General features: G+C 63.2%; 24 protein-coding genes and 1 tRNA gene. 18 read left to right on the top strand and 7 right to left on the bottom strand.

Annotated elements, in window-relative coordinates; translation table 11 throughout:
* Positions 1-36: 36 nt before the first annotated feature.
* Both mnmH and selD read right to left on the bottom strand, forming a co-directional pair.
* Entirely contained in the window at positions 37-1,158 is a 1,122-nt protein-coding gene (gene mnmH, locus J7573_RS06305) for a tRNA 2-selenouridine(34) synthase MnmH (protein ID WP_294330831.1), read from the bottom strand.
* Positions 1,158-2,192 carry a selenide, water dikinase SelD gene (selD, locus tag J7573_RS06300; RefSeq protein ID WP_294330828.1) on the bottom strand — a complete coding sequence of 345 codons (1,035 nt, stop codon included), beginning with the start codon at positions 2,190-2,192 and terminating at the stop codon, positions 1,158-1,160. The genes mnmH and selD overlap by 1 nt, the downstream gene beginning before the upstream one ends.
* Positions 2,193-2,318: 126 nt before the next feature.
* Here selD and J7573_RS06295 point away from each other — a divergent pair, with 126 nt between their 5' ends.
* The 4 genes from J7573_RS06295 to phnE are packed head-to-tail and all read left to right on the top strand — an operon-like array spanning position 2,319 to position 5,552.
* Complete coding sequence (locus tag J7573_RS06295; RefSeq protein ID WP_294330826.1) at positions 2,319-3,173, top strand: putative selenate ABC transporter substrate-binding protein; 855 nt, start codon at positions 2,319-2,321, stop codon at positions 3,171-3,173.
* Positions 3,170-3,967 carry an ATP-binding cassette domain-containing protein gene (locus tag J7573_RS06290; protein WP_294330823.1) on the top strand — a complete coding sequence of 266 codons (798 nt, stop codon included), beginning with the start codon at positions 3,170-3,172 and terminating at the stop codon, positions 3,965-3,967. The genes J7573_RS06295 and J7573_RS06290 overlap by 4 nt, the downstream gene beginning before the upstream one ends.
* The gene (locus J7573_RS06285; RefSeq protein WP_294330819.1) at positions 3,961-4,788 is read left to right on the top strand and encodes an ABC transporter permease; all 828 of its coding nucleotides are present in this window, start codon (positions 3,961-3,963) and stop codon (positions 4,786-4,788) included. The genes J7573_RS06290 and J7573_RS06285 overlap by 7 nt, the downstream gene beginning before the upstream one ends.
* Entirely contained in the window at positions 4,785-5,552 is a 768-nt protein-coding gene (gene phnE / locus J7573_RS06280) for a phosphonate ABC transporter, permease protein PhnE (protein ID WP_294330816.1), read from the top strand. Before J7573_RS06285 ends, phnE begins: the two co-directional genes overlap by 4 nt.
* A gap of 45 nt (positions 5,553-5,597) precedes the next feature.
* On the opposite strand, the gene J7573_RS06275 is transcribed toward phnE, so the two are convergent.
* From J7573_RS06275 to J7573_RS06260, 4 genes are all read right to left on the bottom strand, one after another.
* Positions 5,598-6,077, bottom strand: coding sequence for a GNAT family N-acetyltransferase (locus J7573_RS06275; RefSeq protein ID WP_294330811.1), 480 nt, complete (start codon positions 6,075-6,077; stop codon positions 5,598-5,600).
* Between the two features lie 95 nt (positions 6,078-6,172).
* On the bottom strand, positions 6,173-6,943 hold the full coding sequence (locus J7573_RS06270; RefSeq protein WP_294330808.1) for a hypothetical protein: 771 nt from the start codon (positions 6,941-6,943) through the stop codon (positions 6,173-6,175).
* A 105-nt stretch (positions 6,944-7,048) separates the two neighbouring features.
* Positions 7,049-7,696 (bottom strand): trypsin-like peptidase domain-containing protein, encoded by a 648-nt coding sequence (locus J7573_RS06265; protein ID WP_294331286.1) that lies wholly within the window; start codon positions 7,694-7,696, stop codon positions 7,049-7,051.
* 287 nt (positions 7,697-7,983) lie between these two features.
* Positions 7,984-8,068: transfer RNA gene (locus tag J7573_RS06260), tRNA-Leu, on the bottom strand.
* A gap of 108 nt (positions 8,069-8,176) precedes the next feature.
* Here J7573_RS06260 and queA point away from each other — a divergent pair.
* The 6 genes from queA (at position 8,177) to J7573_RS06230 (ending at position 14,255) form a co-directional block, all read left to right on the top strand.
* Complete coding sequence (gene queA, locus J7573_RS06255) at positions 8,177-9,226, top strand: tRNA preQ1(34) S-adenosylmethionine ribosyltransferase-isomerase QueA (RefSeq protein WP_294330805.1); 1,050 nt, start codon at positions 8,177-8,179, stop codon at positions 9,224-9,226.
* A gap of 14 nt (positions 9,227-9,240) precedes the next feature.
* Positions 9,241-10,356, top strand: coding sequence for a tRNA guanosine(34) transglycosylase Tgt (gene tgt / locus J7573_RS06250; protein WP_165837370.1), 1,116 nt, complete (start codon positions 9,241-9,243; stop codon positions 10,354-10,356).
* A gap of 42 nt (positions 10,357-10,398) precedes the next feature.
* Complete coding sequence (gene yajC, locus J7573_RS06245; protein ID WP_027920288.1) at positions 10,399-10,734, top strand: preprotein translocase subunit YajC; 336 nt, start codon at positions 10,399-10,401, stop codon at positions 10,732-10,734.
* 64 nt (positions 10,735-10,798) lie between these two features.
* The gene (secD, locus tag J7573_RS06240; RefSeq protein WP_294330800.1) at positions 10,799-12,661 is read left to right on the top strand and encodes a protein translocase subunit SecD; all 1,863 of its coding nucleotides are present in this window, start codon (positions 10,799-10,801) and stop codon (positions 12,659-12,661) included.
* A gap of 10 nt (positions 12,662-12,671) precedes the next feature.
* Positions 12,672-13,580 (top strand): protein translocase subunit SecF, encoded by a 909-nt coding sequence (gene secF / locus J7573_RS06235; protein WP_294330798.1) that lies wholly within the window; start codon positions 12,672-12,674, stop codon positions 13,578-13,580.
* Between the two features lie 132 nt (positions 13,581-13,712).
* Entirely contained in the window at positions 13,713-14,255 is a 543-nt protein-coding gene (locus J7573_RS06230; RefSeq protein WP_294330796.1) for a glycine zipper 2TM domain-containing protein, read from the top strand.
* A gap of 168 nt (positions 14,256-14,423) precedes the next feature.
* Here the strand turns inward: J7573_RS06230 and suhB are convergent, their stop codons facing one another.
* Positions 14,424-15,242 carry an inositol-phosphate phosphatase gene (gene suhB, locus J7573_RS06225; RefSeq protein ID WP_294330793.1) on the bottom strand — a complete coding sequence of 273 codons (819 nt, stop codon included), beginning with the start codon at positions 15,240-15,242 and terminating at the stop codon, positions 14,424-14,426.
* A gap of 151 nt (positions 15,243-15,393) precedes the next feature.
* Here suhB and trmJ point away from each other — a divergent pair, with 151 nt between their 5' ends.
* From trmJ to hscA, 8 genes are all read left to right on the top strand, one after another.
* Positions 15,394-16,164, top strand: a complete 771-nt coding sequence (trmJ, locus tag J7573_RS06220; RefSeq protein WP_294330791.1) for a tRNA (cytosine(32)/uridine(32)-2'-O)-methyltransferase TrmJ — start codon at positions 15,394-15,396, stop codon at positions 16,162-16,164.
* A gap of 3 nt (positions 16,165-16,167) precedes the next feature.
* On the top strand, positions 16,168-16,956 hold the full coding sequence (gene cysE / locus J7573_RS06215) for a serine O-acetyltransferase (RefSeq protein WP_294330789.1): 789 nt from the start codon (positions 16,168-16,170) through the stop codon (positions 16,954-16,956).
* Between the two features lie 179 nt (positions 16,957-17,135).
* Positions 17,136-17,627, top strand: a complete 492-nt coding sequence (gene iscR, locus J7573_RS06210) for a Fe-S cluster assembly transcriptional regulator IscR (RefSeq protein WP_008092572.1) — start codon at positions 17,136-17,138, stop codon at positions 17,625-17,627.
* A gap of 46 nt (positions 17,628-17,673) precedes the next feature.
* Positions 17,674-18,888 (top strand): IscS subfamily cysteine desulfurase, encoded by a 1,215-nt coding sequence (locus tag J7573_RS06205; RefSeq protein ID WP_027920282.1) that lies wholly within the window; start codon positions 17,674-17,676, stop codon positions 18,886-18,888.
* A 46-nt stretch (positions 18,889-18,934) separates the two neighbouring features.
* Positions 18,935-19,321, top strand: a complete 387-nt coding sequence (iscU, locus tag J7573_RS06200) for a Fe-S cluster assembly scaffold IscU (RefSeq protein WP_007929523.1) — start codon at positions 18,935-18,937, stop codon at positions 19,319-19,321.
* A 35-nt stretch (positions 19,322-19,356) separates the two neighbouring features.
* The gene (gene iscA / locus J7573_RS06195) at positions 19,357-19,680 is read left to right on the top strand and encodes an iron-sulfur cluster assembly protein IscA (protein WP_023630636.1); all 324 of its coding nucleotides are present in this window, start codon (positions 19,357-19,359) and stop codon (positions 19,678-19,680) included.
* Between the two features lie 8 nt (positions 19,681-19,688).
* Complete coding sequence (hscB, locus tag J7573_RS06190) at positions 19,689-20,210, top strand: co-chaperone HscB (RefSeq protein ID WP_110637521.1); 522 nt, start codon at positions 19,689-19,691, stop codon at positions 20,208-20,210.
* A gap of 42 nt (positions 20,211-20,252) precedes the next feature.
* Positions 20,253-22,115 carry a Fe-S protein assembly chaperone HscA gene (gene hscA, locus J7573_RS06185; RefSeq protein ID WP_294330417.1) on the top strand — a complete coding sequence of 621 codons (1,863 nt, stop codon included), beginning with the start codon at positions 20,253-20,255 and terminating at the stop codon, positions 22,113-22,115.

Genomic DNA, 22,115 nt, shown 5'->3' with positions numbered 1-22,115 from the left:
GGCAAGGCCGCTCCTACAATGGATCGCGCCAGTCGGTCAGAATGAGTGGGACTTTGCTTCGCGCAGGGCCCGGGCCTTGAGGTACTCGCGCACTTCCACGCCATCCCCGGCAAACTCGATTCGCTCGGCCTTGGCTTCACGCTGGTAGGCGTACATCGGGTCGTAGTATTCCTTGAGCAACCCTTCGATCCAGCCCCGGTGCAGGTCCACCGCGCCACTGCGCAGCTGCTCGTCCAGCGCTTCGCGCAGGATTTCGCTCAGGCGCTGGAAGCGCTCTCCGCCAAGACGCTTGTGGATGTTGCTCATGCTCTGCGACATGCGTTCGGCAAACAGCCGGCGACCGTCGTCCTCGCCATGCACATCGACGAACTCGGCGCACAGGTTGATCACGTAATCGCGCAGGATGCGCTCTACGCGATTCTCGAAACTGTCCTCCAGCCACACCATCGGGTACTGCTGCATGCCCTGGTACAACTCCAGCGGCACCGAGCAACTGCCGACGATGCGGCCTTCATCTTCCAGCACGAACTGTTCGATGCCACGGGCACGCTTCTTCAGCACGTCGACGGCCAGCTTGTTCTCGAAGTCGATCTGCGCCGGCTGGCCGGTGGCACGCTTGCCGAAGCTGGAGCCGCGATGATTGGCATGGCCTTCAAGGTCGAGCACGTTGTTCAGCTGGTGCAGCACATCGGTCTTGCCGGTGCCGGTGAGGCCGCCAACCAGCACGAAGTCGCATTGTTCGACCGCCTGCTGGGTGGTTTCCAGCAGGAAGGTACGCATGGCCTTGTAGCCGCCCTTGATGCGCGGGTAGTCGATGCCGGCCTCGTCACGCAGCCACTGCTGCACGATCAGCGAGCGCAGGCCGCCGCGGGCGCAGTACAGGTAACCATCAGGGTGGGCCTTGGCGAAGCTGGCCCAGGCATGCAGGCGCTCGCGCTTGGTCGCGCCGCTGACCAGCTGGTGGCCGAGGGTGATGGCAGCGGCCTGGCCCTGCTGCTTGTAGCAGGTGCCGACCTTCTGCCGCTCCTGGTCGGTCATCAGCGGCAGGTTGACGGTGCCGGGGAAGGCACCTTTGACGAATTCGATCGGCGCGCGCATGTCCATCATCGGCGCGTCGTCGAGGAACAGCTGGCGGAAGTCGGTGCAGTCGGGGCGCATCAGTTCACCTCGACCGCATGGCTCTGTCGCTCGACCAGCAGGCCGATTGGCGACAGGTTAAGCCCCAGTTCGCCTGCCACTGCCAGGAACTCGGCTTCGCCTTCAGGGGTAACGGCAACCAGCAGGCCGCCGCTGGTCTGCGGGTCGCACAGCAGGTGCTTCTGCTCGTCAGTCAGCGCGCCGAGCTTGTGCCCGTAGCTGTCGTAGTTGCGCAGTGTGCCGCCAGGAATGCAGCCTTCGGCCAGGTAATGGTCGACGCTCGGCAGGCGTGGCACGGCGGCGTAGTCCAGCTCTGCCGTCAGGCCGCTGCCTTCGGCCAGCTCCACCAGGTGGCCGAGCAGGCCGAAGCCGGTGACGTCGGTCATTGCCTTGACGCCATCGAGCTTGCCGAAGCGGCTGCCCGGGGTATTCAGCGTGCACATCCAGTCGCGCGCCAGGCCCTGGTCCTGCTCGCGCAGCTTGGCCTTCTTCTCGGCGGTGGTAAGGATGCCGATGCCCAGTGGCTTGGTCAGGTACAGGCGGCAGCCGGCAGTGGCGGTGTCGTTGCGCTTGAGGTGGCGCTTGCTGACCACACCGGTGACCGCGAGGCCGAAGATGGGCTCGGGGGCGTCGATGGAGTGGCCGCCGGCAAGCGGGATGCCGGCTTCGGCGCACACGGCGCGGCCGCCGCGGATCACTTCGCGGGCGACTTCCGGTGGCAGCACGTTGACTGGCCAGCCGAGGATGGCGATGGCCATCAGCGGGTCGCCGCCCATGGCGTAGATGTCGCTGATCGCGTTGGTCGCGGCGATGCGCCCGAAATCGTACGGGTCGTCGACGATCGGCATGAAGAAGTCGGTGGTCGATACCACTCCGCGCTCGTCATCCAGGGCATATACGGCAGCGTCGTCACGCGAGGCATTGCCGACCCACAACTTCGGGTCCAGGGCCTGGACGCCGCTTTCGGCGAGGATCACATCCAGCACCTTGGGGGAGATCTTGCAGCCACAGCCGGCACCGTGGCTGTACTGGGTCAGGCGAATCGGCTCGCTCATGTGCACCTCAGGGGATCAATTTGTTGCGCGATTGTAGCAAAGCTGGCCTTTGCGCCTGCGACTCTTATAATTCCCACCGTCGGCGCGTCGCCGGCACTTTCCCCGCTATTGAACCGGAGAACTCCCATGCTCAAACGCCCCCTGGCGCTCGCCGCCGGCCTCGTGCTGTCCTGCTGTGCCGTAGTCGCCCAGGCTGCCGACACCTTGCGGGTCAGTGCCATCCCCGACGAAGCGCCGACCGAACTGCTGCGCAAGTTCGAGCCACTGGGCAAGTACCTGTCCCAGCAACTGGGCATGGACGTGAAGTTCGTTCCGGTCGCCGACTACCCGGCGGTGGTCGAGTCGCTGGCCAGCAACCGCCTGGACATGGCCTGGCTGGGTGGTTTCACCTTCGTCCAGGTGCACCTGAAGGACCCGACCGCCACGCCGCTGGTGCAGCGTGAGCAGGACGCCCAGTTCACCTCCAAGTTCATCACCGCCAACCCGGCCGTGAAGAGCCTGGCCGACCTCAAGGGCAAGTCGTTCGCCTTCGGTTCGATCTCGTCCACCTCGGGCAGCCTGATGCCGCGCTACTTCATGCTCAAGGAAGACAACATCAAGCCTGAGAGCTACTTCAGCCGTGTGGCCTATTCCGGAGCCCACGACGCCACCGTGGCCTGGGTGCAGGCGGGCAAGGTCGATGGCGGCGTGCTCAATGCCAGCGTCTGGCAGAAGCTGGTCGATGCCGGCAAGGTCGATACCAGCAAGGTCAAGGTGTTCGCCACCACGCCGACCTACTACGACTACAACTGGACCGTGCGCGGCAACATGGACCCGGCGCTGAAAGAGAAAATCAAGAAGGCCTTCCTCGACCTCGACCCGGCCAACCCGGAGCACAAAGCGATCCTCGACCTGCAGGCGGCCAGCCGCTTCATCGAGACCAAGCCTGAAAACTACGCGGGCACCGAGCAAGCCGCACGTGAGGCCGGCCTGCTCAAGTGACTATTCATGTACACGGCGCCGGCCTGCGCCACGGCCAGGTCCGCGCGCTCGATGCTGTCAGCCTGAGCATTGCCAAGGGGGAGCGGGTGGCGATCATCGGCCCTTCGGGGGCCGGCAAGTCCAGCCTGCTGCACCTGATGGCCACCGCCGTGCAGCCCAGCAGCGGGCACCTGGAACTGTTCGGTGAGCAGCCCTGGGCGCTCACTGCCAGGGCGCGCCAGCGCCTGCGTGCACGGATTGGCCTGGTGCACCAGGCTCCGCCGCTGCCGCCGCGCCAGCGTGTGGTGACGGCCGTACTGGCGGGGCGCCTGGGGAAGTGGGGCCTGCTGCGTGGCCTGCTCAACCTGGTGTATCCGACCGATGTGCCGGGCGCGCGTCAGGCCTTGGCCGAACTGGGGCTGGCCGAAAAGCTGTTCGTCCAGTGCGGGCAGTTGTCTGGCGGGCAGTTGCAGCGGGTCGGCATCGCCCGGGCGTTGTATCAGCGCCCGGAACTGCTGCTGACCGACGAGCCGGTGTCAGCCATGGACCCGGTGCTGGCCGATCACAGCCTGGCATTGCTCAATCGCCATGCCGTGGCCAATGGCGTGACCCTGGTGGCCAGCCTGCATGCGGTGGACCTGGCGCTGGCGCACTTTCCGCGTGTGATCGGTATCCGTGAAGGGCAGGTGGCGTTCGACTGCCCCGCCGAGGCGGTGACCGAGCAGTTGCTGGAGGCGCTGTACGCCAACGAACAACTGGGTTCGCCAGCGCAAGCCCAGGGGCCGACTCTGACCGTGCAGATTCCGCGATGCTGAAGGCCGACGCCCGCGACCCGGCTGCGTTGCCGCGTTTGTTGCTGACCTTGCTGGCGTTGGCCGTGCTGTGGCCTGGGCTGCAATTGAGCGAACTGAACCCTGGCGTCTTGCTGCAGGCGGAGAACCGGCAGCAGATCGCCAGCTTCACCAGCGCCTTCTGGCCGCCGGCGCACAGTGCCGAATTCCTCAAGTTGCTGTACGAGTCCACCTTGCAGACCTTGGCCGTGGCGACAGCCGGCATGGCCCTGGCGCTGTTGCTGGCGGTCCCGACCAGCCTGCTGGCCAGCCGTGCGCTGTCACTGCGCGCCGCCTCCCGGGGTGGCCGGGCCGGGCCGTGGTCGCGCTTGTTGCGCCTGCCTGTGCGCGGCTTGCTGATTTTTCTGCGCAGCGTGCCGGAGATCGTCTGGGCGCTGCTGTTCGTGCGGGCCGTGGGCCTGGGGCCGACGGCCGGGGTGCTGGCCATCGCCATTACCTACAGCGGCATGCTGGGCAAGGTCTACGCGGAAATCTTCGAATCGGTCGACCAGCGCCCGGCGCATGCCTTGCTGCAGGCCGGCAGCGGCCGATTGACGGCGTTCTTCTACGGCATCTTGCCCAGCGCGTCGGCGGAAGTGGTGTCCTATACCGTCTATCGTTGGGAATGTGCCGTGCGCGCCTCGGTGGTGATGGGCTTTGTCGGTGCCGGTGGGCTGGGGCAGCAGATCGACCTGTCGATGCGCATGTTCGCCGGGGGCGAAGTGGCGAGCATGCTGCTGGCGTTCCTCGGCCTGGTGCTGCTGGCCGACCTGCTCAGCCGCTTCCTGCGCGGGAGGCTGGCATGAACCGGGTGATCAACCTGCTGGTGATCGTTGCCATCGTCGCGGCAGTGGTGGCGTCGTTCGGTTATCTGGAGTTAGACCTGCATGCCTTGGTGGGTGATGGCGGGTTGGGGCAGATGGGCGAGTATGCAGCTCGCTTCCTGCATCCGGACTTGTCCGGCGAACATCTGCAGGCGGTAGGGCGGGGTGCCATGGAGACCCTGGCCATGTCCGGGCTGGGCACGTTGCTGGCGATGTTCCTCGGCATGCTGCTGGCCTTGCCGGCGGCGGGGCGCTTCGGTTGGCCGCTGCAATCGCTGGCGCGGTTGCTGCTCAATGCCTTGCGGGCCATTCCGGAGTTGGTGTGGGCGGCATTGACGGTGCTGGCGGCGGGCCTGGGGCCCAATGCCGGTACCTTGGCCCTGGCGCTGCACACGTCCGGGGTGTTGGGGCGGCTGTTCGCAGAAGCGCTGGAGAATGCACCGGCAGAGCCCGCCGCAGCCATTCGCCTGCAGGGCGGGGGGCAGGTGGCCGCGTTCTGTTTCGGGACCTTGCCGAACCTGTGGCCGCAGTTGCTCGCTTACAGCCTGTACCGCTGGGAGAACAACATTCGCATGGCCAGTGTGCTGGGGTTTGTCGGGGCAGGGGGACTGGGGCAGATGCTCTATACCACCCTCAGCCTGTTCCAGGAGGCCCAGGCCAGTACGGTGATCATGGCGATGTTGCTGCTGGTGCTGCTGGTGGATGCCTTCAGTGATGTGTTGCGCCAGCGGTATGTGCGCGCCTGACAGTTAGCCGGGGCCGCTTCGCGGCCCGGGCGCGCAATGCCCTGATCAACGAAGTTGCTGTTTCATCTGCACCAGCGCCACCCGTTTGCCATCCTGAGCCTGCCGCTCCTCGATGCCAAACGGCACGAAGCCAAGCTGTGGATAAAGCAGCAAGCCTGCGGTGTTGTGGTTGAAGCACGACACCCAGACCTCCCGCGCCGCGAACTGCACGCGGGCCTGCTCGACCATGCATTGCACCAGGTAACGCGCCACGCCCTGACCGCGAGCGGCGGGGGCGATCACCACGTTGCCGAGGGCGCAGATACCGCCGTGCTCGGCCTTGTAGAAGTTGGCGAAACCGAGCACCAGGCCGTCACCTTCGACCACGGTCGAACCGCTGCGCTGGGCGATGGCGTCGCCCAATTGCGCGGGGGTGAGCGGGTAGGTGGCTTTGGGAAACATGTAGAACAGCTCGTCCGGGCCTTGCGGGAAGCAGCAGATGGCCGGGATGTCACTGGGTTGGACAGGGCGGTGGGCAAGGTGCATGACAGGGGCCTTTGCGCTGTAGGGTCTTCAAGCCTGCCCCACAGGGTGTGCTCCCGGGAAGGTGCGCAGGCCCTGTGGTCACGGATACCGACATACTAGCGTTCGGACTGGTTGCTCATCGAGACATCATTGAACTTGAGTGCTTGCTCATCGTTGCTGCGGGTCTGGAACATCAGCTTGATGGATGGCGAGCGTTCGATTTTCCGGTCGGCTTCCATGAACAGCAAGGTGACCGATGTTGGCACATTGCGAATCAACTGGAATCCATTCCATTCGCTGAGCTGCTGGCCTACCCGCACCTGGCTGATCTTGATCGGGGCGCCAGCCTCATCGAACAGGCGTGATTCACTCTGGAACCTGAATGAGCGGTCCATGCCCAGGTTGGTCAGTTGGAGCGTGCAATTGGGGTAGCGGCCAATGTTCTCGCAGCCGATCAACTCGAAGCGTATATCGTCGACCACTTCCATGCGTTTGCCGAGCAGGTTGCTACCATCGTTCTCGATGACATTGGATTGCACCTTGGCGAACTCGAAGCTGGGTTTGGCGTATTCGGTGCCAAGAATGAAAAACACGAAGCACAGGACGGTAATCAGTACCGTTGTAAGCGAGCCGCGCATCATTCTTGGCAAGTTGCGAATCTGCCAGCAGATCGACAGGCTCGACAGCAGTGCGAAGGTGCTGACCAGAAGGACGATGTTGCGCCAATTGATGAAGCCGAAACCAAATACGCTTGGATCGGGCACCAGGTAGGTGATGACCGCCCACATCGCGCCAAGTGCGACACCTATACCCGTCATGATCTTGGCGACCATGGAGGTGACGCGATTGCTCTTGGCAGCCGGCAGGGTCTGCTCCATCTGTGACATACGAACTCCGTGTCATTGTCTCAAGGTGGTCGAGACGAGTGATTTCAAAATGACATTATCGGCGTTGTAGGTCGCAGGGGTAAAGGGTCGGGCTGCTTCGTTTGATCAGGGTTTGCTCGCCACCGCCACATAGCCCTTGACCGCAGCAGGCGCGCTGTGCGGTTTGCCCTTGTGCGCCAGATACTGGAAGCGCCGCCATTCCTTGTCGAGTTCGCTGTATGACAGAAACACGCTGACCCGCGCCTTGTCGGCCAGGTCCGGGCGGTTGCGGGCATCGATCCCGTCCTTGGCGATGAAGGCGACGTTCATCCCGACCACCTTGCCGTCATCGGCGAACACCGGGCCACCGGACATGCCCTTGACCAGCGGGCCGTCGTGCACCGAGTAGAAGACGCTACCCGGTGTGCCTTCCAGGCGCACCAGCGAGTCGAGCGTATGGCCCTTGCCTTGCACCGGCATCATCAAGCTGTTGAAGCCGACCGCAGTCACCGACTCGCCCGGTACGAACTGGCGCCACTGCGGAACCTTGCTGGCCTTGTGCTTGAAGAACACCACATCACCCAGCCCTTCATGCACCACGTTGCGCAGGAACGGAGTGTGCTTGGCAGTGACGGCGTAGTCTTCGTTCCACTGGATGGCGCTAGCCATCAGCAGCATTGGCAGGGGGGCACCGGAGGTGACGACAAAAGCCTGGTCGTAGACGGGGTCAGAAACGTATGCGGTTGGCATTCCATTGCACCCACTCAGCAGCATCATTGCTGCCAGACAGGGCGCGGTTTTGTTCATGGGGCACGCAGTGGTCATGGGTCAAGGGGGCGCCACTATGGCCAAGTGACATTACGGTATCAATACTTTCGGCATATAACCGACGAGTGACAGCTTATGGCCACTATCGAACGGTTGGCCAATTGAATGCGTGGATGTCAGTAGGGTTCGAGGTCGTTGGGTTGGCGCCAATATTGGTTGCGCCGGGAGGTTTGCATGAACGCTGAATGGCGGGCACAAAAAAACCGACCATTCGGTCGGTTTTTTCTGGATCTTGGTGCCCCGAGGGAGACTCGAACTCCCACTCCTTTCGAAAACGGATTTTGAATCCGCCGCGTCTACCAATTCCGCCATCAGGGCTTAGGCGCCGCAGTATAGAGAGGTCGTCCAAGCCGGTCAATCGGCTTTCATGGTCAATTTTCACGCATTGGGCTAAACTTCCCGGCCCTGTCGAACCCGAACATCATCATGCGCGTCGCCGATTTTTCTTTCGAACTCCCCGATTCCCTGATCGCCCGCCACCCTCTGGCCGAGCGCCATGGCAGCCGTCTGCTGGTCCTCGATGGGCCGAGCGGGGCGTTGGCGCACCAGCAATTCCCCGATCTGCTCGACTATCTGCGGCCGGGCGACCTGATGGTGTTCAACAACACCCGGGTGATTCCGGCGCGGTTGTTTGGCCAGAAAGCCTCCGGTGGCAAGCTGGAAGTGCTGGTCGAGCGTGTGCTCGACAGCCACCGCGTGCTGGCCCATGTGCGTGCCAGCAAGGCGCCGAAAGAGGGTGCAGTGATCCTCATCGATGGTGGTGGCGAGGCCGAAATGGTCGCCCGCCACGACACGCTGTTCGAGCTGCGCTTCAACGAAGAGGTGCTGCCACTGCTCGATCGTGTCGGCCACATGCCGTTGCCGCCGTACATCGATCGCCCCGATGAAGGCGCCGACCGTGAGCGCTACCAGACCGTGTACGCCGAACGCGCCGGTGCGGTTGCTGCGCCGACTGCGGGCCTGCATTTCGACGAAGCGCTGCTGGAAAAGATCGCTGCCAAGGGCGTCGAGCGCGCCTTCGTCACCCTGCACGTGGGCGCCGGCACCTTCCAGCCGGTGCGGGTCGACAAGATCGAAGATCACCACATGCACAAGGAGTGGCTCGAAGTGAGCCAGGACGTGGTCGACGCCATCGAGGCCTGCCGCGCCCGTGGCGGCCGGGTGATCGCAGTCGGCACCACCAGCGTACGCTCGCTGGAGAGCGCAGCGCGTGATGGCGTGCTCAAGGCCTTCAGCGGTGACACCGACATCTTCATCTACCCGGGTCGGCCCTTCCATGTGGTCGATTGCCTGGTCACCAACTTCCACCTGCCGGAGTCCACGCTGCTGATGCTGGTCTCGGCCTTCGCCGGTTACCCCGAGACCATGGCTGCCTATGCGGCGGCGGTGGACAACGGTTACCGCTTCTTCAGTTACGGTGATGCCATGTTCATCACCCGCAATCCGGCGCCACGCGGCCCAGAGGATCAAGCATGAGTCGCACCTGTCGAATGTCGTTCGAACTGCTGGCCACCGACGGCAAGGCCCGTCGTGGTCGGCTGACCTTCCCCCGTGGCACGGTCGAGACCCCGGCGTTCATGCCGGTGGGCACCTATGGCACGGTCAAGGGCATGCTGCCGCGTGACATCGAGGCCATCGGCGCCGAGATCATCCTCGGCAACACCTTCCACCTGTGGCTGCGCCCGGGTACCGAGGTGATCAAGAAGCACAACGGCCTGCATGACTTCATGCAGTGGAAAGGCCCTATCCTCACCGATTCTGGTGGTTTCCAGGTGTTCAGCCTGGGCGCCATGCGCAAGATCAAGGAAGAGGGGGTCACCTTCGCCTCGCCCGTCGACGGCTCCAAGGTGTTCATGGGCCCGGAAGAGTCCATGCAGGTGCAGCGCGACCTGGGCTCGGACATCGTGATGATCTTCGACGAGTGCACGCCGTACCCGGCCGAGCACGATGTGGCGCGTACCTCCATGGAGCTGTCGCTGCGCTGGGCCCAGCGCTCGAAGAATGCCCACGGCGACAGCAGCGCAGCGCTGTTCGGTATCGTCCAGGGTGGCATGTACCAGGACTTGCGCATGCGCTCGCTGGAAGCGCTGGTCAATATCGACTTTGACGGCCTGGCCATCGGCGGCCTGTCGGTCGGCGAGCCGAAGCACGAAATGATCAAAGTGCTCGACTACCTGCCGGACCAGATGCCGGCTGACAAACCTCGTTACCTTATGGGGGTAGGCAAACCGGAAGATCTGGTTGAGGGTGTGCGCCGCGGCGTCGACATGTTCGACTGCGTGATGCCCACGCGCAACGCGCGCAACGGCCACCTGTTCGTCGATACAGGGGTGATCAAGATCCGCAACGCGTTCCATCGCCACGATGATTCGCCGCTGGATCCGACCTGTGACTGCTACACCTGCACCAACTTCTCCCGCGCTTATCTGCACCATCTGGACAAGTGCGGCGAAATGCTGAGCAGCATGCTGAATACCATCCACAACTTGCGCCATTACCAGCGCTTGATGGCCGGTTTACGCGAGGCTATTCAACAGGGTAAATTGGCCGCCTTTGTCGACGCCTTCTACGCCAAGCGCGGGCTGCCTGTGCCGCCTTTGGACTGACTGTTCGCATCCATTATTAGAAAATTACATTAGGAGTGCCCAATGAGCTTCTTGATCCCCGCCGCTTACGCGGACGCTGCAGCACCCGCCGCTGGCCCAGCCGGTACCGGTTTCGAGTGGATTTTCCTGGTCGGTTTCCTGGTCATCTTCTACCTGATGATCTGGCGCCCGCAGTCCAAGCGCGCCAAAGAGCAGAAGAACCTGCTGAGCAACTTGCAGAAAGGTGACGAAGTTGTCACCAACGGCGGCATCGCCGGCAAGATCGTCAAGGTTTCCGATGACTTCGTGGTCCTGGAAGTTTCCGACACCGTCGAGCTGAAGTTCCAGAAGGGTGCCATCGCGGCCACCCTGCCAAAAGGTACGCTCAAGGCTATCTGAGTTACCGGTTTCATTTTTCCAGTCGGGGCGCGCAAAGCGCCCCGCGTCTTGAACGGGCGGCGTGATGCTGAACAAATACCCTCTGTGGAAATACGCACTGATCCTGGTGGTACTGGCGATCGGTTTCATTTATTCCGCTCCCAACCTCTACCCGGATGATCCGGCGGTGCAGATCAGCGGTGCCAGTTCGGCGCTGCAGGTCAACCAGGCCGACCTCGACCGCGTCAGCAAGGCGCTGGGCGATGCTGGTATCACCGTCAAGGGCGCAAGCCTGGGTGAGAAGGGCAGTGGGCTGATTCGCCTGACCAACCAGGAAGATCAACTGCCAGCCAAGGATGTAGTGCGCAAGGCGCTGGGCGATGAGTACGTCGTGGCCCTGAACCTGGCCCAGACCACTCCGAAATGGCTGCGCAACCTGGGTGCAAGCCCGATGAAGCTGGGCCTGGACCTGTCCGGTGGTGTGCACTTCCTGCTGGAAGTGGACATGGACAAGGCCATGAGTGCCCGCATGAAAGTCTACGAAGGCGAGGTCAAGACCTTGCTGCGCAAAGAGCGCATCCGCTACCGCAGCCTGCCGCAGCAGGATGGCGGTGTGATGCTGGGCTTCGCTGACGATGCTACCCGCGAACAGGCACGTGCCCTGATCCGCAAGAATTTCAATGATTTCGACCTGACCACCACCGAGCGCAACGAGCTCGCCGTGCTGCGTCTGGCGCTGACCCAGGCGAAAGTCGCCGAGATCCGCGAATACTCGATCAAGCAGAACCTCACCACCGTCCGCAACCGCGTGAACGAGCTGGGCGTGGCCGAGCCGCTGGTACAGCGCCAGGGCGCCAACCGCATCGTGGTCGAGCTGCCAGGTGTGCAGGACACTGCCGAAGCCAAGCGTATCCTCGGCAAGACCGCCAACCTGGAGTTCCGCTTCGGTGCCGAGCCGGGCGCTTCCAAGGCCACTACCGAAGTCTTCGAGTTCCGTGAAGGCAACCGCTCCGCTGCTGTCGAGCGCGGCCTGATCATCACCGGTGACCAGGTCACCGACGCCCAGGCCAGCTTCGACGAGCATGGCCGCCCGCAGGTGAACATCCGTCTGGATGGCCACGGTGGCGAGCTGATGAGCCGTGCGACCCGCAGCAACGTTGGTCGCAGCATGGCGGTGATCTTCATCGAGCAGAAGCCGGTCACCCGCTACGTCAAGCAGACTGTCGACGGCGTCGAGAAGGACGTTGCCGTACAGAGCTTCCAGGAAGAGAAGAAGATCATCAGCCTGGCGACCATCCAGTCGCCGCTGGGCAGCCAGTTCCGCATCACTGGCCTGAACGGCCAGGGTGAATCGTCGGAACTGGCCCTGCTGCTGCGTGCCGGTGGTCTGGCCGCGCCGATGTACTTCGCCGAAGAACGTACCATTGGTCCAAGCCTGGGTGCCGACAACATCACCAAGGGTATCGATGCGTCGCTGTGGGGCATGCTGTTCGTCTCGCTGTTCATCATCGCCATCTACCGCGGCTTCGGCGTGATCGCCACCGTTGCCCTGGCGGGCAACATGGTGTTGCTGCTGGCGCTGATGTCGCTGCTGGGCGCGACCCTGACCCTGCCGGGTATCGCCGGTATCGTGTTGACCATGGGTATGGCGGTGGACGCCAACGTGCTGATCTTCTCGCGTATCCGCGAGGAGCTGAATGCCGGCATGTCGGTGCAGCGCGCCATCCACGAAGGTTTCAACCGCGCCTATACCGCGATCATCGACGCCAACCTGACCAGCCTGCTGGTCGGCGGCATCCTGTTCGCCATGGGTACCGGCCCGGTCAAGGGCTTCGCGGTCACCATGTCCCTCGGGATTTTCACCTCGATGTTCACCGCCGTCATGGTGACCCGCGCAATGGTCAACCTGACCTGCGGCGGGCGTGACATCAAGAAGCTGTGGGTTTGAGGGAGCTGCGATGAAAACCATCAACTTCATGGGCGTGCGCAATGTCGCGTTCGCCGTTACCGTGCTCCTCACCGTACTGGCGCTGTTCAGCTGGTGGCAGAAGGGCCTGAACTTCGGCCTGGACTTCACCGGCGGTACGCTGATCGAGCTGACCTACGAGCGCCCGGCCGACCTCAAGGCGGTGCGTGCCGAGCTGGTCGACTCCGGCTTCCACGAGGCCGTGGTGCAGAGCTTTGGCGCCACCACCGACCTGCTGGTGCGCATGCCGGGCGATGACCCGCAACTGGGTGCCAAGGTTGGCGCGGCCCTGCAGAAGGCGGGCGGCGACAACCCGGCTACCCTCAAGCGTGTCGAGTTCGTCGGCCCGCAGGTGGGTGAAGAGCTGCGTGACCAGGGCGGCCTCGGCATGCTCCTGGCGCTGGGCGGCATCCTCATCTACCTGGCTTTCCGCTTCCAGTGGAAGTTCGCCGTGGGCGCGATCGTCTCGCTGATCCACGACGTGGTGGTGACCCTGGGTATCCTGTCGTTCTTCCAGATCACCTTCGACCTGACGGTGTTGGCGGCGGTACTGGCGATCATCGGCTACTCGCTGAACGACACCATCGTCGTATTCGACCGGGTGCGTGAGAACTTCCGCGTGATGCGCAAGGCCTCGCTGATCGAGAACATCAACGTCTCGACCACCCAGACCCTGCTGCGTACCATCGCCACTTCGGTTTCGACCTTGCTGGCGATCGGCGCGCTGCTGATTTTCGGTGGCGATAACCTGTTCGGCTTCTCCCTGGCACTGTTCATCGGTGTCATGGCCGGTACCTACTCGTCGATCTACATCGCCAACGTGGTACTGATCTGGTTGAACCTGAACAGCGAAGACCTGATTCCGCCTGCGAAAAACGAAGGCGTGGATGACCGTCCTTAAGGATTAGTCCTACGCCGTTCGGCGACCAAAAAGGCGCGAGTGTTGAACTCGCGCCTTTTTTTTCGCTCCAAGGCTGGGAGAAGGCGGGCTAGTCCCCTGCAGGAACGATCGGGAAATGATCAGGAGGTTCATGTGAACAAATCAATGCTGGTGGGTGCGGTACTGGGTGCTGTCGGTGTAACTGCCGGAGGTGCTGTGGCGACCTACAGCTTGGTGAACAAAGGGCCTGAGTACGCTCAGGTCACCGACGTGCAACCGATCAAGCAACAGGTCAAGACCCCGCGCGAGGTCTGCAAGGACGTCGCCGTCACGCGTCAGGCGCCGGTCAAGGACCAGCACCAGATCGCCGGTACCGTGGTCGGTGCCATTGCTGGCGGCCTGCTGGGTAACCAGATTGGCGGCGGCACTGGCAAGAAGATCGCCACCGTGGCCGGTGCGGTCGGTGGTGGTTATGCCGGTAACAAGGTGCAGGAAGGCATGCAGGAGCGTGACACCTACACCACCACGCAAACCCGCTGCAACACGGTCAACGACATCAGCGAGAAGGTGGTGGGCTACAACGTCAAGTACACCATTGGCAACCAGGCTGGCCAGGTGAAGATGGACCGCGAGCCGGGCTCGACCATTCCGCTGGACAAGAACGGCAAGCTGATCCTTAGCGAGGCCGGTCAGTAATTTGTGTTGCCTGCGCCGCCCTCTTCGCGGGTAAACCCGCTCCCGCAGTGGTAATTCGGTCCCTGTGGGAGCGGGTTTACCCGCGAAGAGGGCGGTACAGCTAGTGCAAAACATCCAGGTATAAAAAAAGCACCCCGAGGGGTGCTTTTTTTTGCCTGCAATCCGCGCTTAGCGCTTCATGCTTTCTGGCAGGTGTGGCTGGATAGCGGTCAGTACGGCTTTGAAGCACTTGATGTTGCCTGCAACGATGTGGCCCTTGTCGAGGAAGTCGTGGCCACCGTTGAAGTCGCTCACCAGGCCACCGGCTTCCTGGATCAGCAGCACACCCGCTGCCATGTCCCACTCGGACAGGCCCGACTCCCAGAAGGCGTCGAAACGGCCGGCAGCCACGTAGGCCAGGTCCAGGCTGGCGGAGCCGGCGCGGCGGATGCCGGCGGTCTGGCCAGTCAGGGCGCGGAACATGCCCAGGTAGTTGTCCATGTCAGCCATCTGGTTGTCACGGAACGGGAAGCCGGTGCCCAGCAGGGCGCCTTCCAGGCTGGTACGCGAGCTGACGCGCAGGCGACGGCCATTGAGCTGGGCGCCACGGCCGCGGCTGGCGGTGAATTCTTCCTGGCGAACCGGGTCGACAATCACGGCGTGCTCGAGGCGGCCACGGTATTTGCAGGCGATGCTGACAGCGAAGTGCGGGATGCCACGCAGGAAGTTGGTGGTGCCGTCCAGCGGATCGATGATCCACAGGTAGTCCTTGCCTTCTTCGCCGGTGCCGGCGTGCAGGCCGGTTTCTTCACCTTGAATGGAGTGGTTCGGGTAGGCCTTGCGCAGGGCGTTGACGATGCTCTGCTCGGCGGCGCGATCCACTTCGGAGACGTAGTCCTTGGCCTCTTTCTCGTCGACCTTGATGCTATCCAGGCGTTCGATGGAGCGGAAAATCAGTTCACTGGCGCTGCGAGCGGCGCGCAGGGCGATATTCAGCATAGGCTGCATGGGCGGGTCACCTGGAGATGTTAAAGAAGAAAGCCGAACATTCTAGCAGAAAAGTTTGGCGGCAGAAGTGTCACATTTGCTTTCATGGCGTTACGCTGGTCGGTTCTGTAAGATCGATTTCCCCCAAACCTGCATCTGTGAGCACAACACCTTGCTGCAAAATATTCGTGTTGTTCTGGTCAATACCAGCCACCCCGGCAACATCGGCGGCGCTGCGCGTGCCATGAAAAACATGGGCTTGTCGCGTCTGGTGCTGGTGCAGCCAAAAGAGTTCCCGTCCGGCGACGCCACTGCGCGTGCCTCGGGCGCCGACGACATCCTGGCCAATGCCCAGGTGGTCGACAGCCTTGAAGACGCGCTGGTCGGCTGCAGTCTGGTCATGGGCACCAGTGCCCGTGAGCGCAGCATCCCCTGGCCGTTGATCGACCCGCGCGAATGCGGGGCCAAGGCCGTGGAACACGCCAACGGCGGTGAAGAGATCGCCCTGGTGTTCGGGCGCGAACACGCCGGCCTGACCAACGAAGAACTGCAGCGATGTCACTTCCACGTGCACATTCCCTCGAACCCCGACTTCAGCTCGCTGAACCTCGCCGCCGCGGTCCAGGTGCTCTCCTATGAGGTGCGCATGGCCTGGCTGGCAGCCGAGGGCGCGCCCTCGAAAGTCGAGAAGTTCGACGCCAACTCGCTGCGCAGCAACGAGCTGGCGACCATGGACGAAATGGAGCTGTTCTATGAACACCTGGAGAAGACCCTGGTGGACATCGGCTTCCTCGACCCCGAGAAGCCCAAGCACCTGATGCCGCGCCTGCGTCGGCTGTATGGGCGCAGCTCGGTCAATCGTTCGGAAATGAGCATTTTGCGCGGCATCCTCACCGAGACCCAGAAGGTCGCCCGGGGCGAGCCGCATAAACGGAAGGACTGACAGATGTTCGAGCGTCTGCGTGAAGATATCCAGAGCGTATTCCATCGTGACCCGGCGGCGCGCAATGCCTTCGAGGTGCTGACCTGCTACCCCGGCATGCACGCCATCTGGCTGCATCGCCTGGGCAACGCCCTGTGGAAGCGCGATTTCAAGTGGCTGGCCCGCCTGGTGTCGAACTTCGGTCGCTGGCTGACCGGTATCGAGATCCATCCCGGTGCGACCATCGGTCGGCGCTTCTTCATCGACCACGGCATGGGCATCGTCATCGGCGAAACTGCCGAGATCGGCGACGATGTCACCCTTTACCAGGGCGTGACCCTGGGCGGCACCAGCTGGAACAAGGGCAAGCGCCACCCGACCCTGGAGAACGGTGTGGTGGTAGGGGCGGGCGCCAAGGTGCTGGGCCCGTTCACCGTCGGTGCCGGGGCCAAGATCGGCTCCAATGCGGTGGTGACCAAGGCGGTGCCGGCCGGTGCCACTGCAGTCGGCATCCCGGGGCGGATCATCGTCAAGAACAGCGAGGACACCGAGCTTGAGGTCAAGCGCAAGGCCATGGCCGAGAAGATCGGTTTCGATGCCTATGGTGTCAGCGGCGACATGCCGGACCCGGTAGCCCGTGCCATCGGTCAGATGCTTGATCACCTGCAGGCCGTCGACGAGCGCCTGGAGGGTATGTGTGGCGCGCTGACCAAGATGGGCAGTGACTACTGTGCCAAGGAGCTGCCGAAGCTGCCGGAAGATGACTTTGCGGTCGAAACCCAGGCGGCCCAGCGCGACACTCAGTCGCATTGATTACGCCGCAGTGACGTCACCCTGACATATGGGGCGTGTGCTCACGCCCCATTGCTGTTACACTCGCGCCCGCCTCCCAGATGCAAATCCGACTAAAGCAGTAGGTCTAATAGTTGACTTAAATGCTCGGGAATCGCATACTCGCACACATCCCGTAACTCCCGTGGTACCCATTAGCCATGCGACTGACTACCAAAGGCCGATACGCCGTCACTGCCATGCTCGACCTGGCACTGCACGCGCAGCATGGGCCGGTGTCTTTGGCCGACATTTCCGAGCGCCAGGGCATTTCCCTCTCTTATCTGGAACAGCTGTTCGCCAAGCTGCGCCGCAGCAGCCTGGTCTCCAGCGTGCGCGGTCCGGGCGGTGGCTACCAGCTGTCGCGCGGCATGGAAACCATCCAGGTGGCCCAGGTCATCGACGCGGTCAACGAGTCGGTCGATGCCACCCGTTGCCAGGGCCTCGGGGATTGCCATGCCGGTGACACCTGCCTGACCCACCACCTGTGGTGCGACCTCAGCCAGCAGATCCACGAATTCCTCAGTGGCATCAGCCTGGCCGACCTCGTCATGCGCCGTGAGGTGCAAGAGGTCGCCCAGCGCCAGGACCTGCGGCGTGTCGCAGGCCGTACCGCCCAGCTGGACAAGATTGAGACGTCCGCCGTCGACTGACCTTTTAACAGTGACGAGCGACGCCACCGCCTGATAGGAGATACCCATGAAGTTGCCGATCTACCTCGATTACTCCGCTACCACGCCGGTCGACCCACGTGTCGCCCAGAAGATGGCCGACTGCCTGCTGGTCGACGGCAACTTCGGTAACCCGGCCTCGCGCTCCCACGTGTTTGGCTGGAAGGCCGAAGAAGCGGTCGAGAACGGTCGCCGCCAGGTTGCCGAGCTGATCAACGCCGACCCGCGCGAAATCGTCTGGACCAGCGGTGCCACCGAGTCCGACAACCTCGCCCTGAAAGGCGTGGCGCACTTCTATCAGACCAAGGGCAAGCACATCATTACCTCCAAGATCGAGCACAAGGCGGTCCTGGATACCGCTCGCCAGCTCGAGCGTGAAGGTTTCGAAGTCACCTACCTGGAACCGGGCGAAGACGGCATCGTCACCCCGGCCATGGTCGAGGCCGCCCTGCGCGACGACACCATCCTGGTCTCGCTGATGCACGTGAACAACGAAGTCGGCTCGATCAACGACATCGCCGCCATCGGTGAACTGACCCGTTCGCGTGGCGTGCTGTTCCACGTCGATGCCGCCCAGTCGGCTGGCAAGGTTGAAATCGACCTGCAGAAGCTGAAGGTCGACCTGATGTCGTTCTCGGCGCACAAGGTCTACGGCCCTAAAGGTATCGGCGCGCTGTACGTCAGCCGCAAGCCGCGCGTGCGCCTGGAAGCCATCATTCACGGTGGTGGCCATGAGCGCGGCATGCGTTCGGGCACCCTGCCGACCCACCAGATCGTCGGCATGGGCGAAGCCTTCGCCATCGCCAAGCAGGAAATGGCCGCCGAGAACGTGCGCATCAAGGCCCTGAGCGACCGCTTCTTCAAGCAGGTCTCGGACCTCGAAGAGCTGTACGTCAACGGCAGCAAGACTGCCCGCGTACCGCACAACCTGAACCTGAGCTTCAACTACGTCGAAGGCGAGTCGCTGCTGATGTCCCTGAAGGACATCGCCGTATCGTCCGGTTCGGCCTGCACCTCCGCTTCGCTCGAGCCGTCGTATGTACTGCGCGCTCTGGGTCGCAACGACGAGCTGGCGCACAGCTCGATCCGCTTCTCCTTCGGCCGCTTCACCACCGAAGAAGAAGTCGACTACGCCGCGCAGCAAGTCTGCATGGCCGTCAACAAACTGCGTGAGCTGTCGCCGCTGTGGGATATGTACAAAGACGGCGTTGACATCTCCAAGATCGAGTGGGCCGCCCACTAAGCAGTCGCCGGCAAGAGCGGCTCCCTGATGAGGAAGGAATTGCACCATGGCATACAGTGAAAAGGTCATCGACCACTACGAAAACCCACGCAACGTCGGCAAGATGAACGCCGAGGACCCGGATGTCGGTACCGGCATGGTCGGCGCTCCAGCGTGCGGTGACGTGATGCGTCTGCAGATCAAGGTCAACGAGCAAGGCATCATCGAAGACGCCAAGTTCAAGACCTACGGCTGCGGTTCGGCCATCGCTTCCAGCTCCCTCGCCACCGAGTGGATGAAGGGCAAGACCCTGGACGAAGCCGAAACCATCAAGAACACCCAGCTGGCGGAAGAACTGGCGTTGCCGCCAGTGAAGATCCACTGCTCGGTACTCGCCGAAGATGCCATCAAGGCAGCTGTTCGCGACTACAAGCAGAAGAAAGGCTTGATCTAAGCCGCCCGTTGCAAGGTAAGACTCAAGGAGTTCCGATGGCTATCAGCATGACAGAAGCCGCCGCCAACCACATTCGCCGCTCCCTCGACGGGCGCGGCAAGGGTGAAGGCATTCGCCTGGGCGTGCGCACCACCGGCTGCTCGGGCCTGGCCTACGTGCTGGAGTTCGTCGACGAGCTGGCCGCAGAGGACCAGGTGTTCGAGAACCATGGCGTCAAGGTGATCATCGATCCCAAGAGCCTGGTGTACCTCGATGGCACCGAGCTGGACTTCGTCAAGGAAGGGTTGAACGAAGGCTTCAAGTTCAACAACCCCAACGTGCGCGGTGAGTGTGGCTGCGGCGAAAGCTTCAACGTCTGAGGCTGGCCGTGGGTACTCCTTGTCATTACGCTCTGTTTGACCTCCAGCCTTCATTCCGCCTGGACCTCGACAAACTGGCCACTCGCTATCGCGAGCTGGCCCGCGAGGTCCATCCGGACCGCTTCGCCGATGCCTCCGAGCGCGAGCAGCGGGTAGCGCTGGAGAAGTCCGCGGCCCTCAACGACGCCTACCAGACCCTGCGCAGTGCGCCGCGCCGTGCCCGCTACTTGCTGGCTATCGGTGGCCACGAAGTGCCCCAGGAAGTCACGGTCCATGACCCTGATTTCCTGTTGCAGCAGATGCAGTGGCGCGAAGAGCTCGAAGAGCTGCAGGACGAAGCCGACCTCGATGGCGTGGCCGTGTTCAAGAAGCGCCTGAAGGCTGCCCAGGACACCCTCAACGAGGATTTCGCCGCCTGCTGGGATGTGCCTGCCGAGCGCGACAAGGCCGAGCGCCTGATGCGCCGCATGCAGTTCCTCGACAAGCTCGCCCAAGAAGTGCGCCAACTGGAAGAGCGCCTCGACGATTAACCCGGTGTCGCCCGTGATGACGCCTAAGGTATTCAGATAAGCATGGCCCTACTGCAGATCGCCGAACCCGGTCAAAGCCCTCAGCCGCACCAGCGTCGCCTGGCGGTGGGGATCGACCTGGGTACCACCAATTCTCTGGTCGCTGCCGTGCGCAGCGGTCGCAGCGAGCCCCTGCCCGATGCGCAGGGCAACGTCATTCTGCCGTCGGCGGTGCGTTACCTGGCTGGCCACAGCGAAGTCGGCCTTGCCGCGCGCGAAGCGGCTTCCAGCGACCCGCTGAACACCGTGCTGTCGGTCAAGCGCCTGATGGGCCGTGGCCTGGCGGACGTCAAGCAGCTCGGCGAGCAGCTGCCGTACCGCTTTATCGGCGGTGAGTCGCACATGCCATTCATCGACACCGTGCAGGGGCCGAAAAGCCCGGTGGAAGTGTCCGCCGACATCCTCAAGGTGCTGCGCGAACGTGCCGAAGCCACCCTGGGTGGTGAGCTGGTGGGTGCGGTGATTACCGTGCCGGCCTATTTCGACGACGCCCAGCGCCAGGCCACCAAGGACGCTGCACGCCTGGCCGGCCTGAGCGTGCTGCGCCTGCTCAACGAGCCGACCGCCGCTGCCGTGGCCTATGGCCTGGACCAGAATGCCGAAGGCCTGGTGGCCATCTATGACCTGGGTGGCGGTACCTTTGATATTTCCATCCTGCGCCTGACCGCCGGTGTGTTCGAAGTGCTGGCTACCGGTGGCGATACTGCCCTGGGCGGTGACGATTTCGACCACGCCATCGCTGGCTGGATCATCGAGCAGGCCGGCCTCTCCGCCGATCTCGACCCGGCTACCCAGCGCCAGCTGCTGCAGGCCGCCTGCGCCGCCAAGGAAGCCCTGACCGATGCCGACACTGTCAGCGTCAGCCATGGCGCCTGGACGGGCGAGCTGAGCCGTGCCGCCTTCGAAGCGATGATCGAGCCCCTGGTTGCCCGCAGCCTGAAAGCCTGCCGCCGCGCCGTACGCGACAGCGGTGTCGAGCTGGAAGAAGTGGGCGCAGTGGTGATGGTCGGTGGTTCGACCCGCGTGCCTCGCGTGCGTGAAGCCGTGGGCGCGCTGTTTGGTCGCACCCCGCTGACCTCGATCGACCCGGACCAGGTCGTGGCCATTGGCGCTGCCATCCAGGCCGACACCTTGGCCGGCAACCGCCGCGAAGGTGGCGAACTGCTGCTGCTCGATGTCATCCCGTTGTCCCTGGGTCTTGAGACCATGGGCGGTCTGATGGAGAAGGTGATCCCGCGCAATACCACCATTCCGGTGGCCCGCGCTCAGGAGTTCACCACCTATAAAGATGGCCAGTCGGCCATGATGATCCACGTCCTGCAGGGTGAGCGCGAGCTGATCAGCGACTGCCGCTCCCTGGCGCGCTTCGAGCTGCGCGGCATTCCGGCCATGGTTGCCGGCGCCGCCAAGATTCGCGTGACCTTCCAGGTCGACGCCGACGGCCTGCTCAGCGTTGCCGCCCGTGAACTGGGCTCGGGCGTGGAAGCCAGCATCCAGGTCAAGCCGTCCTACGGCCTGACCGACGGCGAGATCGCCCGCATGCTCAAGGACTCCTTCGAGCACGCAGGCGTAGACAAGCAGGCGCGCCAGCTGCGCGAGCACCAGGTCGACGGCGAACGCCTGCTCGAAGCGGTGCAGGGCGCCCTGGACGCCGACGGTGAGCGCCTGCTCAGCGAAGACGAGCGGGTCGCCATCGAGTACCAGATGCAAGAATTGCGTGATTTGCTCAGCGGCACCGATGGCGCGGCCATCGAGCAGCAGACCAAGCGTCTGTCGCAGGTGACCGATGCCTTTGCCGCCCGTCGCCTTGATTCGACGGTCAAAGCCGCACTGGCCGGGCGCAACCTGAATGAGATCGAGGAGTAA

It is taken from the genome of Pseudomonas sp. (assembly GCF_017744435.1).
GTDB lineage: Bacteria > Pseudomonadota > Gammaproteobacteria > Pseudomonadales > Pseudomonadaceae > Aquipseudomonas.
This window is presented reverse-complemented; position numbering and strand designations above follow the sequence as displayed.